Genomic DNA, 13,212 nt, shown 5'->3' on the forward strand with positions numbered 1-13,212 from the left:
TGAAAGAAAGCCCTGACGGGGAACTCCGGTTCCCTGTCAGGGCTTTCTTGCGTTTGCGCGTCCTTGCCCTCATGCCAGCCTTTCCAGTTCCTCCCGCCGTACCCTCCCCAGCAGTGGCATTCCCCGCACCCATCTCTCGACCTCTCCCACCGCGAACGCCCCGAGCCGCCGTACCTCGCTGCCCTGGGCGCCGGCGATGTGCGGAGTGAGCAGGACGTTCGGCAGAGCGATCAGCGGGTGCCCACGTTCCAGCGGTTCCGGATCGGTCACGTCGAGGATGGCGTCCAGGCGCCCCGAAGCGCATTCGTGCGTCAGTGCTTCCGTGTCGATCAGCGAGCCCCGCGCCGTATTGATGACCGTGCCGCCGTCGGGAATGAGGGCGAGCCGCTCGGCGTCCAACAGCCACCGGGTTTCGGGGAGTTCGGGGGCGTGCAGCGTGACGATCGTGCTCGCCCGGCACAGCGTGTTCAGGTCGACGAGTTCCACGCCCAGCAGTGCGCCCTCCGTCGCGGAGACGTATGGGTCGTACAGCAGGACCTGACAGCCGGCCTCCGACCTGTTGAGCCGGTCGATCACCCGACGGCCGATGCGGGAGGCGCCCACGACCCCGATGGATCTCCCGTCCAGACCCTGGCGGTCCCGCAACGCGGGCCATTCGTCTCCGTACGCCGCTGCCGTGCTCAGGGCCTTCTTTCCTGCCAGCAGAATGGCGGCCATGGTGTAGTCGGCGACGGGGCCGGCGTTGGCGTCCGCTGCGGAGGAGACCGCGATGCCGCGTTCCCATACGGCTTCCGTCACCAGTGACTTCACCGAACCCGCTGCGTGCACGACGGCTTTCAGCCGAGGTGCGGCGGCGAGGAGTTCGTCCGTCAGGGCGGGGCATCCCCATCCCGTGATCAGGATGTCGGCCGGTCCCAGGGCGGACTCCAGCCCCGGCTGCAACTCCAGCGACTTCGCCACCACATCGGGCCCCGGTTCCGCCACCTCCGCGAGGCGGGCCCGGAGTTCGGTGTCCAGGACGGCGGCGGCCAGCTCCGCATCTCTCATGACCACCACAACGGTCGGCCGCGTCGGGCGCTCGCTGTTCACGGGCACCCGTATGCCCTGTGCTCCGAGAGGGAAAACACATTGCCCGTGGCTTCACCCGGGAGCGACGATTTTGCGATGGACCACACCATCAGATCCGTACGGGCCGACGAATGGCGGCAGGCCAGGGAGTTGAGGCTGGAGGCGCTCCAGGACCCGGCGGCACCCATCGCCTTTCTCGACACCTATGCCCAGGCGGTGGCCCGGCCCGACAGCCACTGGCAGGAGCGGACAGCGGACAATGCCACGGGGACGGCCGGCATTGCGTTCGTCGCCGAAGGGCCTGACGGCGCATGGGCGGGCAGCGTGACCGTTCTCGTCGAACTTCCCGGTGCCGAGGGCCTCTTCGGTGAGGCGGCTGCTGCACCGCAGACCCACATCGTCGGCGTCTACGTCCGTCCCGAGCACCGCGCCTCCGGGGTCTCCCGCGCTCTGTTCGAGGCGGCCCTCGAGTGGTCCTGGGCGCTCACCGAGCCGCGCGTGGAGCGTGTACGCCTCTTCGTGCACGAGCAGAACGACCGCGCCCGCGCGTTCTACCGGAAGACGGGCTTCGAGCCGACCGGCCTCACTGTCCCCCTGCACGACGACCCCTCGCAGAAGGAATACGAGCTGGCGGTCGTCCGCCCGCGCACGGCTGGTTGATGCTTTTTCCGTGAAGCAGTTCTCCGTAAGACAGTTCTCCGTGAGGCGGATAAGGCTCGGCAGCCACTGGGCCGTTGATGCGCTGGTCGCCGTCGTCGTCCAGGCGGCGATCACGATCCCGTTCGTCGTGCCGCGCGCGGCGGACGTGCCGCCCGCCACCTGGGCCACGTACGCCGTGACGACACTTCAGGTGCTGCCGCTGCTCTGGCGCACGCGGGCTCCCCTGAGCTCGCTGGTGGCGGTCGTCGCCATGGGGTTCGTGTACCTGACGATGCACGGGCCCGGTCAGCCGTTGCCGTACCCCGCTCTCGTGGGGGTGTTCACGGTCGCCGCCCGCGGCGGTGTGTGGCAGCGGCGGGTGACGCTGGCGCTCGCCGTGCCGGTCACCGCGGTCGCCGCGGCCGTGCGTGTCGACTCGGCCCGTGAATACCTCTTCGCCTTCTTCCTCTTCGGCATGGTGTACGCCCTGGGCGTGCTGACCCGTACCCGGCAGGCGTACACCGAGGAGGTGGAGGCGCGTGCTGCCGAGCTGGAGCGGGCGCGGGTGGTGGAGGCCGAGCGCGCGGCGGAGCGGGAACGGGCGCGTATCGCGCGGGAGATGCACGACGTCCTGTCGCACGCCGTGAGCCTGATGATGGTGCAGGCGGAGGCCGGACCGCTGGTCGTGCGGTCCGATCCTGCGCGTGCCGAGGCGGCGTTCGACGCCATAGCGGGGGCCGGCCGTGAAGCGATGGTGCAGCTGCGGCGGATGCTGGGGGTCCTCCAGGATTCCCCCGGCGCCGTGGACACGCCTGGTGCCGCGTCACGCAGCCCCCAGCCGACGCTGGAGGGGCTGGAGGACCTGGTGCGCGAGGTGCGGCGCACCGGGCTGGCGGTGAGCCTCGATGTCGAGGGCACGGCCCAACCCCTTGCGTCCGATGCCCAGGTGACGGTCTACCGCGTCGTCCAGGAGGCGCTGACCAACGTTCTCAAGCATGCCGACGATGCCCGTGACGTGTCCGTCCGGCTCGTCTGGGAGGCGGCAGCGGCGGCGGAGGGCCGGTGGCTCGTCGTCACCGTGGAGAACGACGGGACAGGCGTGCCTGCCGTGCTGTCGGGCACCGGGAGCAGCCGGGGACTGGTCGGCATCCGGGAGCGGGCCGTGGCCCACGGCGGCACCGCGGAGTTCGGGCCCGGCCCCGGCGGGCGGGGTTTCCGCGTTGCCGTGGAACTGCCGGTCGTGGTCTCCTCGCCCGGGGAGGTGGGAGGGTGACGATCCGTGTGGTGGTGGCCGACGACCAGGAACTGGTGCGCAGCGGCTTCGCGATGATGCTGGGGGTGCAGCCCGACATCGAGGTGGTCGCGGAGGCGTCGGACGGCCTGGAGGCGGTCGAGGCGGTACGGAGACACGCGCCCGACGTCGTGCTGCTCGACATCCGGATGCCCCGCATGGACGGCATCGCGGCGGCCCGCACGGTGTGCGCGGAGTCGGACTGCAAGGCCGTCATGCTCACCACCTTCGACCAGGACGACTACGTCTACGAGGCCCTGCACGCCGGGGCCAGCGGCTTCCTGCTCAAGGACGTGCGCCGGGACGACCTGGTGCACGCGGTGCGGGTGGTGGCCGCGGGGGATTCGCTGCTGGCGCCGTCCGTGGCGCGCCGGCTGGTCGCCGACTTCATCAGCCGGAGGCCTGCGCGGCGGGAGTCCGGGGCGTCCGCCCGCCTGGGCAGGCTGACCGCGCGCGAGCGGGAGACGCTGGTCCTGCTGGGCCGGGGCAGGTCCAACGCGGAGATCGCGGGCGAACTGGTGGTCAGCGAGCACACGGTGAAGACGCACGTGAGCAACGTGCTGTCGAAGATGGGGCTGCGGGACCGGATCCAGGCGGTCATCTGCGCGTACGAGACCGGGCTGATCGCCCCGGGAGGGTGAGCCGGCCGGGAGACCGGGTCCCTCGCGCGGGGGAGTTGCGCGGGAGGCAAGACCCCTCGCGTCGGCGATTCGCCGAGGCGGCGGTTTCACGAGGATGGAATCCGTCAGCAGATGCCGACGATCCAGATGATCCGGACGATCCCTCGGGGGAACCGCCATGCGCCGTAAGAAGATTGCCCTTGCAGCCGCCATCGCCGCTGCCGCCGTGAGCATGGGCGTGGTCGGCCCTGCCGCTGCCGCCCAGCCCGACGACGCCGCTCTGCGCCAGGCCATGGCGGGTCTGCCGAGCGCGGACGCGACGGCGGCCCAGGTGCGGGTGGGCGGCACGGACAGGCACTGGGCGGGCGTGTCCGGTCAGTCCGACATCCGCACGCACCGGGCGGTGCACGGGGACGAGCGCTTCCGTGCGGGCAGCGTCACCAAGGTGTTCACGGCGGCGGTGGCGCTCCAGCTGGTGCACGAGCACAAGCTGGACCTGAAGGGGACCGTGCAGCAGTACCTGCCGGGCCTGCTGCCGGCCGGCTTTCCGGAGGTGCGGGTCGAGCAGCTGCTCAACTACACGAGCGGGTTGCCCAGCGGTGACACCGGCGGGCGCTTCACCACGTGGGACCACCGCAAGCTCGTCCAGGCCGGCTTCGGCCAGGGCATGGAGTTCCAGCCGGGCACCCGGCAGCACTACAGCAACATCGGGTACAACGTGCTCGGCCTGCTGATAGAGAAGGTCACCGGGTGCAGCTACGAGCAGGAGCTGCGCGACCGTGTGCTCAAGCCGCTCCACCTGAAGGACACCTACAGCCCGGGCAACGCGATCGGGATACGCGGGCCGCACACGCACGGCTACCAGGCGGTGATGGACAAGGACGGCACCACGCACCTGGAGGACGTCACCGCGTGGGACCAGTCCGGCACCTGGGCCTCCGGCGACCTCATCTCCACGACGGCCGACCTCGAGCGGTTCATGACCGCCCTGTTCAAGGGCCGGGTCGTGCCGCAGCCGGAGCTGGAGCTGATGTTCACGGTTCCGGACGTTCCGATGTACGGCGGTGGCAAGGCCGCGTACACGAGCGGACTGACCCGGATCAAGGTCGGGGACAAGGTGATCTACGGCAAGACCGGTGCCCGCTACGGCTATCAGGACGGGATAGGCGCCACGCGCGATCTCTCGCGGACCCTCGTGTACTCGGTGAACGCGACGGACGCCAAGGGCGAGGAGGGAAACGCGGTCGTCGGCAGGATCATCAAGACCGGCTTCGGGGACCGGTGAAGCGGACTGCCGAAGCGGATCGGTGCAACGGACTGGCCAAGCGGACCGGCGAGGAGGATCGGTGCAACGGACCGGTGCGACGACCGGTGAAGCGACGGGCCCGGATGCGTTCCCCCGTTGCGCATCCGGGCCCGTCGTTTTCCCCCGTGATTCGTTTGTCACTCTCTCCTGCGGGCCCGGAGTTCGGTAGTGGCATTTCTAGGGGCAAGATGTGATCCGTGATGATCGGCGATCTCATCAGGGACCTGCGCAAGGCGCAGGGGTGGAGCCAGGGCAGACTGGCCGCGGAGGTCAACCGCACCTCCGGAGCGAACCTGACGCGCGAGTACGTCAGCGGGTGGGAGCGCGGCAAGGTCCGGCCCGGGCCCTTCTATCTGCGGCACCTGGCCGTGGCTCTGGGCGTTCCGCTGAGCGTCCTGGAAGGGACGGGGCCCGGGCCGGGCCCCGCCGGGGTGCCGGACGCCCTCGTGGCCAAGGTCGCGCCCGCGGTGGCCGACGACCTGCTGAGCAGGGGGTTCGCCGTACGACTGCGGGGCGGGCCCGCGCTGGAGGAGTGGGAGGCCCGGCTGACCCGGCACGGCGTCGACTACCTGGTCCTGGGTGCGGCCGAGATGCAGCGCCGGCTCGCCGACGACCTGGTCGTCGTCCAGCAGCAGCTCGACGAGCCCCGGATGTGGGCCGTGGCCGCCCTGCTGATGACCATGTACGCCACGACCTTCTCGCAGGCCGAGGAGGCCAGGGCCGCGTCCTGGTACCGGTCGGCCGCCGAGGCGGCGGACCGCTCGGGGGACCGTGCGATCCGCGTCTGGGTGCGCGGCCGGGCCGTGCTGTCCCTGGGGTACTGGGGCACATCCCTCGGCCTCGCCGACATGTTCGCCGACCAGGCTCTGGCCCTCGACGGGCAGCCGTCGCCGGGGCTCGTGGCGGCCAACCTGAGCAAGGCCTGCTCGGCTGCCATCCGCGGGGACCGGACGGAGGCCCTGCGGCTCGCCGACGACGCGCGCAGGACCTTCGACGCCACCGAGGCCTCCGGGAGCCCGAGACCGTTCTCCATATCCGGGAAGGTGAGCGACTTCGACATCCCCGCCTGGCGCGTGAACGGCTTCCTGTCCCTGCTGTCGACCCGGCTGGGGGACGAGAAGCGGGCCGACATCGCCTACGACGAGACGCAACGCGAACTGCCCCCGCAACTCCTGCGGTTCGCCACGCACATGGAGCTGCACCGGGGCCTCGTGCTGGCGCGGTCCGGAGACGTGGCCGGCGGCCTCGCCTACGCCCAGGCCGCCCTCGACGCCCTGCCTCCCGGCAACTCCACCGACCTGCTGCAGCTGCTCATAGCCGAGATCAGGTCGCAGTCGCCCGACCGCACGCCGGACGAGTGGGCCGCGGGAGCCGCGTGAGCGAATGCCGTCCGGCTACGTCCGTGCGCCGAAGGTAGCGGCGCGGGGCCACCGGGCCCGGCCCTGCTCCTGCGAGCGCATCAGGGCCAGCGCCGGAAGCCCCAACTGCTCACCGTGCTCCAGGAGTTCCGGCAGGGACGGCAGTGGCGCCACGGCCGCCACATCGTCCAGCACCAGGGTGAGTGGTGGGTCGAGCCGACCGGAGGATGACCGTTCGGCCATGCCCCGGCCGCGCTCGACCACGCTTGCGGCGAGTGCGGTCAGCAACGGCATCGCACCCGGGCGGGTGCGGGGATCCTCAATCGCCTCACCCACCACGTAGAGAGTTCCCCCTTCGGCGATGAATGATTCCAGCGCCAGCAAATCCGTACGATGAGGATTGCACGCGTCGCGGATGTGGATGGAGTCGAGCGCGCCCAGCGCGCGTGCCGTCAACTCCTGGGCCATGTCACGCCGTTCCGGGTGGGCCGTGAGGGCGGACTCCAGCTCGCCCGCCGCGCCGCCCACCGCCTTGGGGTTGGTGCGCAGGATGCGTACGGGCTCGTGCGACGCCGAACCCTGGGCCCAGCGGTGCAGTTGGCGGAAGGGTCGGCCGTCCACGGCGGCCGCGTGGAGCCAACAGCGCAGCAGCGTCTCGGCGGTGTCGGCGGTGGCCGAGTCGAGGGCGCTCGGGGGGCGTACGGGTGCGAGGAGCGCGGCTGCGCGGGCGCCGGCGGTGGCGCGGGACTCGCAGCCCGCGGTGGGGCTCCAGCGCAGGCGGTCGGGGGTGTCGAGGAGGTGGCTGGGGTCGAAGACGTGCACCGGGCCCAGCTTGGCGCGCGATCCCCGGGTGTCCGCCCAGAGTTGGGGGTCGCTGGTGGTGACGAGGACGGGCCCGGCGGCCTCCAGGACCGCGCGGGCCGCGGCCGGGCGGCGTGCGGCGCCGTTGGCGTAGACGAGGCGAGCGGGCGCGGCGGCCGGTGCGGCGGCCTCCACGGCCGGTACCGGCACGGTGACGGGGACAGGGGCGGGGGCTGGCTGCGGTATCGGGGGTTCCGCGGCCACGGGAGCCGCAACGGCCGCTGCGGCAACGGCCGGAGTCTGCGTCGGCAACGTCCCTGTCACCGTCATCGTGCCGGTACCCGCCGCGGGCTCCCTCTCCCGTGCCCGGGCCCGCGCCCGTTCCCGGACCGCCCGCCACCGGGCCAGCGTGCCGATGACGAACACCATCAGCACGATGGCCACCAGCAGTTCGCCGACGAGGATGCCCCAGAAGAGCCCGTACCCCGACAGTTCGCCCCGAGTGGTCTCCGGCCAGGCCGCGGGCAGGTCGCGGGGTTGGGTCATCAGGTGCCGCATCGCCTGCGGGGTGTGCAGGACGGTCACCCCGTGCGGCCAGCTGCCGTGGACGGCGAGGGCCGCGAAGCCCGTCGCCGTCCAGACCAGGAGCGTCAGCCCCAGCAGGAACGCGATGACGCTGACCAACACCCCGTCGGGAATGCCCCGTTCCGGCCGGGACGTCCCCGGCTCGCCGCCCCCCGGCACCATCTCACGCCACCGTCGATTCGGACGATCCGTACGGCTCGTCGGCGTACGGCGTGCCTATCGCCGCCTGCGCCCGTTCCGCGGCCTCGGCCTCGGCGGCGAGTTCGCGGGCGGTGCCCTCCTCCGTCATGGCGCGGTCGGTGTAGACCAGCGGGCGTTCGGCGTCGGTGACGAGGTGCTTGACGACCTGCACGTTGCCGTTGACGTCCCACACGGCGATACCCGGCGTCAGGGTCGGAATGATCTCCACCGCCCAGCGCGGCAGGCCCAGCACCCGGCCGGTGGCCCGGGCCTCGTCCGCCTTCTGCGCGTAGATGGTGCGGGTGGACGCCATCTTGAGGATGGCCGCCGCCTCCTTCGCGGCAGCGCCGTCGACCACGTCCGACAGGTGGTGCACGACCGCCACGAACGACAGGCCGAGCCGCCGCCCGAACTTCAGCAGCCGCTGGAACAGCTGGGCCACGAACGGCGAGTTGATGATGTGCCAGGCCTCTTCGACCAGGAAAATGCGCTTCCTGCGGTCCGGCCGGATCCAGGTGTGCTCCAGCCAGACGCCGACGATCGCCATCAGGATCGGCATGGCGATGGAGTTGCGGTCGATGCGGGAGAGGTCGAAGACGATCAGTGGTGCGTCGAGGTCGATGCCGACGGTCGTCGGCCCGTCGAACATGCCGCGCAGGTCTCCGTCGATCAGGCGGTCCAGCACCAGGGCGACGTCCAGGCCCCAGGCGCGGACGTCGTCTATGTCGACGTTCATCGACTCCGCCGACTCGGCCTCGGGATGCCGGAGTTGCTCCACGATGTCCGTGAGCACCGGCTGCCGGCCGGTGCCGCCCTCGCGCCCCTCGGCCGGGTTTCCCTCGGCAGGGTTGCCTTCGCCCGAGCCGAATTGATCGAGCACGGCCGCGTGCGCGACCTTGAGCGCGAAGCCGGCCCGTTCGTCCAGGCCGCGGCCCGTCGCGACCTCGATGATCGTGCGCAGCAGGGCCAGCTGCCCGGTCGTGGTGATCGCCGGGTCGAGCGGGTTGAGCACGGTGCCGCCCTCGCGGGCGGACATCGGGTCCAGCCGGATGGGGGTTATGCCCAGTTGCTGGGCGATGAGGTTCCACTCGCCGACGCCGTCCTCGCCCTGTGCGTCCAGGACGACGACCTGCCGGTCGCGGAACCGCAGCTGCCGCAGGACGTACGTCTTCTCCAGGGCCGACTTGCCGTTGCCGGACTCGCCCAGGACGAGCCAGTGGGGTGCGGGCAGTTGCTGCCCGTAGAGCTGGAACGGGTCGTAGATATAGCCCTTGCCGGAGTACACCTCGCGCCCGATGATCACTCCCGAGTCGCCGAGGCCGGGGGCCGCGGTGGGGAGGTAGACGGCCTGTGCCTGGCCGGTGGAGGTCCGCACCGGCAGCCGGGTGGTCTCCACCTTGCCGAAGAGCAGGCTGGTGAAGGCCTCGGTGACGGCGGCGAGCGGATCGAGCACGGGAAACCCCTCACATCCCTCTATCGTCGGATGCCGGTCGCGAACGGCAGCGTGTTGACGAAGGCGCGGTGGTGCTCGCGGTCGCACCACTCGAGCTTGAGGTAGCTCTTGCCCGCCGAGGCTCTTATGGTCCGCTTGTCGCGCGCGAGCGCCTCCGGCGACCGGGACGAGACGGTGATGTACCCGACGAGGTTGACGCCGGCCGCTCCGCTGGCGAGGTCCTCGCCGCGCTGGTCGACGCGCGAGTGGTGGGCGACGTCGCGCGGGTCGACGACGCGGTTCATCTTGGCGGCGCGCGAGGCGTCGGCGTCGTCGTTCGTCTTCTCGGTCAGCATCCGCTCGATGGCCACCTCGGTCGGCTCCAGGTCCATGCACACGGCGACCGTGCGGATGACATCCGGCGTGTGAACGAGCAGCGGGGCCAGGAAGTTGACGCCCACCGGCGTCATCGGCCACTCCTTCACCCAGGCGGTCGAGTGGCACCAGGGCGCCCGGGTGGCCGACTCGCGCGTCTTCGCCTGCAGATAGGTGGGCTCCATCGCGTCCAGCTCGGCCGGCCAGGCGTTGCGTTGTGTCATCGCCTGGATGTGGTCGATCGGGTGGTCCGGGTCGTACATCGAGTGCACGAGCGAGGCCAGCCGGCTCTGGCCGAGCGGCTGCCGGACCCGGATGTCGGCCTCGGCGAGCCGGGCGCAGATGTCCGTCAGCTCGCGTGCCATGACGACGGCGAGCGCACCGTCGCGGTCCAGCCTGCGCCTGCCGCCCTCGTGCTTGGAGGCGCGGGCGATGGCCTGGGCCTCGGCGGCGAGCTCCCGGCTGTAGTGCATGCACGCGACCAGGTACGCGCGGTGCTGCTCGGACGACGTCGACACCATCGACTGCAGCTGGTCGTACGAATCCTTCAGCCAGGCCGGCGAGGTGTCGTCGCCGCGCCGCTCGACGTCCTTGGCGTGCGCGTCCGGGTCGGCGGGCAGCGTACGGGCGAGCATCTGGATGCGGGTGACGTAGCCGTCGCCGTTGGCGACGTGCTTGAGCAGCGTGCCGAAGCGCTCGACGAGCGCCTCCTGGTCCTCCGAGTCGCGCAGGCCCACGCCCGGGCCCTCGATCTCGATGGCGGCCGTCACGGTGCGCCGGTCCGCGTGCAGCAGGACGGCGATCTCGTCCGGACCGAAGGGCGCGGCCAGCCAGTTGATCCGCCCGATGCCCGGCGGCGGGCCGACCTCGACCTCCCGCCCGTCCAGCCGCGTACCCGCCTCGGCGGTGGCGGAACGGTACGTCGTTCCGCGGCGCACGGTGCGCTTGTACGAGCGGTTGATTTCGAACCACTTGTAGAACGTACGGCCCTTGTACGGCACGTAGACGGCGGCGAGGGCGAGCGCGGGGAAGCCGCTGAGCGTGACGATCCGCAGCGGGAGGATCGGCACCAGCAGCCCGCACATCATGCCGAGGAACGCCCCCGCGATGATCAGTGCGATCTCGCCGGTCTCCCGGTTCTTGCCGACCACCGCGTTGGGGCGGGCGCGGCCGATCAGATACGTACGGCGGGCCGCGATCGGCTGGGACTGCGCCGGGACCGTCAACTCCGCTCACCTCCGGAAGACTTGCCGTTGCTGCGGTTCTGCGCGCGGGGCGCGGGGACTGCGGAGGGGGCGTTGCCGCCGCCACTGCCGTTGCCGCCGGGGGCGGCTCCGGGGCGGGCACCGTGCGTGGACACGCCGCCCGAGACGGGGTTGGCGGGGCGCGGCTGCTGGGGGGCGGAGCCGTTGCCGCCCCCGTCGCCGCGGGCGCTGTGGGTGGTGATGCCCTGCTTGACGAGGGCGGCGGGCGAGGAGATCACGGCGGCGGCCTGGCGGGACGCCGCGTCCTTGCTCGCGTTGCGGCTGCTGACGATCTCGTCGCCGAAGCCCGGGACGAAGCGGTAGATCATCGCGCTCGCGAAGATGGCCAGCACGATGATCGCGAGGCCGGACACCACGGCGGAGAAGGAGTTGGGCCCCTTGCCGGACGACAGCGCCCCGGCCAGGCCCAGCACGACCACGATGATCGGCTTCACCAGGATCACCGCGATCATGATGCCCGCCCAGCGGCGGACATGCCCCCACATGTTCTTGTCGACGAGCCCCGCGTACACCGCGGTTCCCAGCAGCGCGCCCACGTAGAGCAGCGCGGCCCGGATCACCAGCTCCAGCCACAGCACGCCTGCGGCGAGCACGGAGACGAGCGAGACCACGATCAGCATGATCGGGCCGCCGCCGATGCTGTTGCCCTTCTGCAGGGCGTCGGCGAAACCGCCGAAGAACGCGTCGTTGTTGGACGACGAGCCCGTGGCGATCACGTCCGTGACGGCGTCGGTGGCGTTGACGACGGTGTAGAGGATGAGCGGCGTGAACGCGGAAGCCAGCACGGTGAGCCAGAGGAACCCGACGGCCTCGGTCACCGCCTCGGTGAACGGCACGCCGCGCACCGCCCGCTTGGCGACGGCCAGCAGCCACAGGACGAGGGTCAGAACGGTGGAGGCGGCGAAGACGACGGCGTACTGGCGGAGGAAGGGCGTGTTGGTGAAGTCGACGTTGCCGGTGGCGTGGACGGCCTCGGACAGCTTCTTGATGATCCAGGCGGCGGCGTCGGCACACCCTTTGGCGAGGGAGGAGAGGGGGTCGAGGGTGGATTGGGGGTCGTTGGGGGACGGCGCCGTGCCCGTGTTGCCTTTGCCCCTGCAATAGTCCTTGGCCTGGCCCACGATGAGGTCGCACGGGTCGCTGCCGCTCTGGGAGGGGCTGGGCGTCGGCGTGGCCGCGGGGGAGCCCGAGGGGAGAGTGGAAGGCGTAGTGACGGGCGTCGGGCCCGGGGCGGCGGACGCCCGGGTGGCCCAGGACATGAGCGTCACCTGGACGGCGACCACTGCAGCGGTTGCCGAGAACGCGCGTGTACGGCGGCTACCTGGCATATGTGAACCCTCCGTAACCACTGACCGCGTTGGCGATCTCGTCGGCTCCCGCTGCGCGGTCGTCTCCGCTCACGGGCGCTGGTCCCTGCTTCTGGCTGGACGACGCGACCTTCCAGTCGTTGTCCACCCAGCGGAGCTTTTCGGTGAGGGTGAACCAGGTCTGCGCCACAGGCTTCGTCGACCCTTGGCCCGCGAGGCCCACGAGGCCGGTGCACCAGACCTCGACGGTGGCGCTGTCGTCGCCGTACTCGGCGGCCTTCGACCCCACCGGGACGGTGCGCGAGACAAAGGTCAGGCCCTTGGGAGTCGTACCGTCGGGCTGGAGGCCGACGTTCCTGAGGAAGTCCGGCGAATAGGCCTTGTCGAGGTCGCCCTGAAGGGCGGGCCCGGCATCGGGTGTGTGAACGGCAGTGACGATCGCATGCCGCGTATCCGCCCGGAACATCCCATCACTGCCCAGCACCACCGCAAAGTTCGCGGCAGCGGACTGCACCCCCTGCTCCGAACGTGCGAACCCCGAAGGAATTCCCGAAGCCCCCTTCCCCTCCACGGGCTTGGTGCCCGTGGGCGCCGTCGCCCGGCTGCTCGCCCCCTTGTCGGTGCCGGAAGCGGAACCTCCGTTCCCCGAACTGCCGTCGCCCCCGCCCCGGTTCGCGAAGGCGATGGCCGCGATGAGCAGCACCACCACCCCGACGACCGTCACCAGGTTCCGCCCGGAAGGGAGCCCGCGCCGCGGCTGCGCATGCGGGGCGAACTCGCCCTCGGGGAGGCGCGTGCGGGTCATGTGGCGGTCGTCGTCGTATCCGTCGTCGCCGAGACTCATCGCTCGCCTGCTCCCTCGTACGTCGTGGCTGGCTTGCCGCCCCCGTAAGACGGTAGCGGGGTCAGCGGATTCCGGGGGGAGCACGTGGGGGTGTGAGGGGGCATCAGGAGGCAGCCTCGGTGGCGGGGGGAATCAGGGACG

Annotated in this window: 11 protein-coding genes; 5 read left to right on the forward strand and 6 right to left on the reverse strand. The window is 71.2% G+C overall.

Going from position 1 to position 13,212, the window contains the following annotated elements; genetic code table 11:
* Positions 1 to 69: 69 nt before the first annotated feature.
* Positions 70 to 1,047, reverse strand: a complete 978-nt coding sequence (locus ACLHRZ_RS29380; protein ID WP_490421588.1) for a hydroxyacid dehydrogenase — start codon at positions 1,045 to 1,047, stop codon at positions 70 to 72.
* Positions 1,048 to 1,164: 117 nt separating this feature from the next.
* On the opposite strand from ACLHRZ_RS29380, the gene ACLHRZ_RS29385 reads away from it, so the two are divergent.
* The 5 genes from ACLHRZ_RS29385 (at position 1,165) to ACLHRZ_RS29405 (ending at position 6,303) form a co-directional block, all read left to right on the forward strand.
* Positions 1,165 to 1,728, forward strand: a complete 564-nt coding sequence (locus tag ACLHRZ_RS29385) for a GNAT family N-acetyltransferase (protein ID WP_490421589.1) — start codon at positions 1,165 to 1,167, stop codon at positions 1,726 to 1,728.
* Positions 1,729 to 1,738: 10 nt separating this feature from the next.
* Positions 1,739 to 2,980, forward strand: coding sequence for a sensor histidine kinase (locus ACLHRZ_RS29390; protein WP_490421590.1), 1,242 nt, complete (start codon positions 1,739 to 1,741; stop codon positions 2,978 to 2,980).
* Positions 2,977 to 3,639, forward strand: a complete 663-nt coding sequence (locus tag ACLHRZ_RS29395) for a response regulator (RefSeq protein WP_490421591.1) — start codon at positions 2,977 to 2,979, stop codon at positions 3,637 to 3,639. Before ACLHRZ_RS29390 ends, ACLHRZ_RS29395 begins: the two co-directional genes overlap by 4 nt.
* A gap of 157 nt (positions 3,640 to 3,796) precedes the next feature.
* Entirely contained in the window at positions 3,797 to 4,903 is a 1,107-nt protein-coding gene (locus tag ACLHRZ_RS29400; RefSeq protein WP_490421592.1) for a serine hydrolase domain-containing protein, read from the forward strand.
* Positions 4,904 to 5,124: 221 nt separating this feature from the next.
* Complete coding sequence (locus ACLHRZ_RS29405) at positions 5,125 to 6,303, forward strand: helix-turn-helix domain-containing protein (RefSeq protein ID WP_490421593.1); 1,179 nt, start codon at positions 5,125 to 5,127, stop codon at positions 6,301 to 6,303.
* A 15-nt stretch (positions 6,304 to 6,318) separates the two neighbouring features.
* Here ACLHRZ_RS29405 and ACLHRZ_RS29410 read toward each other — a convergent pair whose 3' ends face one another.
* From ACLHRZ_RS29410 to ACLHRZ_RS29430, 5 genes are read right to left on the reverse strand one after another with little or no spacing between them, the layout of a single operon-like run.
* The gene (locus ACLHRZ_RS29410) at positions 6,319 to 7,830 is read right to left on the reverse strand and encodes a type VI secretion protein (RefSeq protein ID WP_490421594.1); all 1,512 of its coding nucleotides are present in this window, start codon (positions 7,828 to 7,830) and stop codon (positions 6,319 to 6,321) included.
* A 1-nt stretch (position 7,831) separates the two neighbouring features.
* Positions 7,832 to 9,301 carry an ATP-binding protein gene (locus tag ACLHRZ_RS29415; protein WP_490421595.1) on the reverse strand — a complete coding sequence of 490 codons (1,470 nt, stop codon included), beginning with the start codon at positions 9,299 to 9,301 and terminating at the stop codon, positions 7,832 to 7,834.
* Positions 9,302 to 9,321: 20 nt separating this feature from the next.
* Positions 9,322 to 10,881 carry an SCO6880 family protein gene (locus ACLHRZ_RS29420; protein WP_490421596.1) on the reverse strand — a complete coding sequence of 520 codons (1,560 nt, stop codon included), beginning with the start codon at positions 10,879 to 10,881 and terminating at the stop codon, positions 9,322 to 9,324.
* Complete coding sequence (locus tag ACLHRZ_RS29425) at positions 10,878 to 12,248, reverse strand: hypothetical protein (RefSeq protein WP_490421597.1); 1,371 nt, start codon at positions 12,246 to 12,248, stop codon at positions 10,878 to 10,880. Before ACLHRZ_RS29425 ends, ACLHRZ_RS29420 begins: the two co-directional genes overlap by 4 nt.
* The gene (locus ACLHRZ_RS29430) at positions 12,238 to 13,071 is read right to left on the reverse strand and encodes a hypothetical protein (protein ID WP_490421598.1); all 834 of its coding nucleotides are present in this window, start codon (positions 13,069 to 13,071) and stop codon (positions 12,238 to 12,240) included. Before ACLHRZ_RS29430 ends, ACLHRZ_RS29425 begins: the two co-directional genes overlap by 11 nt.
* Positions 13,072 to 13,212: the final 141 nt, after the last annotated feature.

This window comes from Streptomyces sp. AM25 (assembly GCF_058146165.1).